Source organism: Rhodococcus sp. P4_B6 (assembly GCF_056402215.1).
Genome location: NZ_JBFUHV010000429.1, coordinates 1 through 1,558, shown reverse-complemented (window position 1 = coordinate 1,558; position 1,558 = coordinate 1). Strand labels below are relative to the sequence as shown.

Here is a 1,558-nt window from a genome sequence, read left to right as displayed (position 1 = left end):
TGGGTTGGTGCAGCATGTGGCGGAGAGTGTCCGCCGGCGTCATCCCGAGCATGTCGCTTCCGGTGAGGCGGAGGAGTTGCTCTCCGAGATGGGGCGGGTGGCGGCCGAGTTGGCCGGTCTCGCCGAGCGGGTTCTGCGCACGCATGATCCGGAGCTGGCCGCTGAGATCGGTAGACGCGATGACGAGCTCGACGACTTGCATCGACGGCTGCTCACTCTGATCGAGGATCCGGCCTGGATCGGCAGCATCCCGGCCGCGGTCGATGTGACCTTGTTGGGGCGTTTCTACGAGCGCTTTGGTGACCATGCCGTCGTGGTCGGGCGCCGGGTGATTTTCCTCGTCACCGGGGAACAGATGACCCCGTAGGTCGTCGCCGTCACGGGCCGCATCGCCGCGGCCGATCCGAGTGTGAACTTCGCCCTGCCCGTTGGTGTGTTCGTTCGTGCCGATGGCGGCAATGGTGGCGTGGTTCATGATCTGGATGGAACTGTTCTTCACCCCCGACTGAACCTGCTATTCGGGTTGTTCGAGGGCGTCGGTGATGCGGTGGGCGGGGCCTGGGGTGGGCCTGTGGGGCCAGTTCGCGTCTGAGGTGCTCACGCATCTCGCTGATGGGCAGGGATGCAAGGTCGGTGAGGATCTGAGCGCCGGTGGACGCAGGGTCGTCGAGCATGGCCAGGAGAAGGTGGTCGGTGCCGATCTCCTCGTGCCCGAGCAGGGCAGTCTGGCGCAGGCTGCCCTCGAGGACCTTCTTCGTCTTCGCCGGTGTTCGGGATGTGCCCTGCGGCAGGGGCGGAGCCCGCCGGTGCGCTGGCACCCTCGAGCTTGCTCTCGAGTGCCGGCGCGGTGACACCCCATGAGGTCAGCGCTGCCGCTCCGCGGCCGCCGGCCTCGAAGATCCCGACCAGCAGGTGTTCGGTGCCGACGGAGTTCTGGTGGTGGGTGCGGGCGGCGCCGGCAGCGAGGACGACCACCTGACGGGCTTGATCGGAGAATCTCTCGAACACCATTACGCGCTCCCTCCCCAGGCGTCGCCGCGAGCGACGCGAACCGCTGCTGAATCTCTGCTGCCCATTCTGGGCGGTGTGTAGGTGGTTATGGGTGGGATCGATTCGACCTCGGGACCCGCGGGCGTAATGGTGCTGTGACCTGGTGTGATGACATGTCCCCGGTTTGTGATGTGGGGGCGMCGKCGAGGTGYCGGGGGAGTGCCGGCGCCGGGGTGTCGGCGGGCGCCGGGTGTCTGTTTCGTCCGGTTTTGRRCCSTKTTTGAAAGWTGTTGATTGACAACRTGTTTSGGTAATCARTTGGTGAATAAKWSTTTACGTSTGTTRTGCACAAAYATTAGRTTGTAAGGTTCRTAATSTGTTGTYGATCAACAWGTTTGGGTGTTTCKCGATTTTCGACTGYKTTGGKKTRYGTGGGGTGGGGTGGTAKGCTGTGGGTATGACTATGGAGCGGCGCGGGAAGGCGAGTGGGCGGCGKGTCGGGCGCACCCTCCCGCCTCCYCAGCYTCGTTGRGGTGTGGGGGACCGGATCGAACGGGACGAGTAAAAG

Annotated in this window: 3 protein-coding genes; 1 reads left to right on the top strand and 2 read right to left on the bottom strand. The window is 64.4% G+C overall.

Going from position 1 to position 1,558, the window contains the following annotated elements; translation table 11 throughout:
• A partial coding sequence (locus tag AC1DWT_RS51290; RefSeq protein ID WP_477926276.1) for a phosphate signaling complex PhoU family protein occupies positions 1 to 367 on the top strand: 367 nt, incomplete at its 5' end.
• 10 nt (positions 368 to 377) lie between these two features.
• On the opposite strand, the gene AC1DWT_RS51285 is transcribed toward AC1DWT_RS51290, so the two are convergent.
• The gene (locus tag AC1DWT_RS51285) at positions 378 to 701 is read right to left on the bottom strand and encodes a Clp protease N-terminal domain-containing protein (protein ID WP_477926277.1); all 324 of its coding nucleotides are present in this window, start codon (positions 699 to 701) and stop codon (positions 378 to 380) included.
• The gene (locus AC1DWT_RS51280) at positions 598 to 1,011 is read right to left on the bottom strand and encodes a Clp protease N-terminal domain-containing protein (protein WP_477926275.1); all 414 of its coding nucleotides are present in this window, start codon (positions 1,009 to 1,011) and stop codon (positions 598 to 600) included. Before AC1DWT_RS51280 ends, AC1DWT_RS51285 begins: the two co-directional genes overlap by 104 nt.
• Between the last annotated feature and the right edge of the window lie 547 nt (positions 1,012 to 1,558).

Coding starts and splice junctions, on each gene's coding strand:
- AC1DWT_RS51280 (WP_477926275.1), bottom strand. CDS start 1,011: ATGGTGTTCGAGAGATTCTCCGATCAAGCCCGTCAGGTGGTCGTCCTC.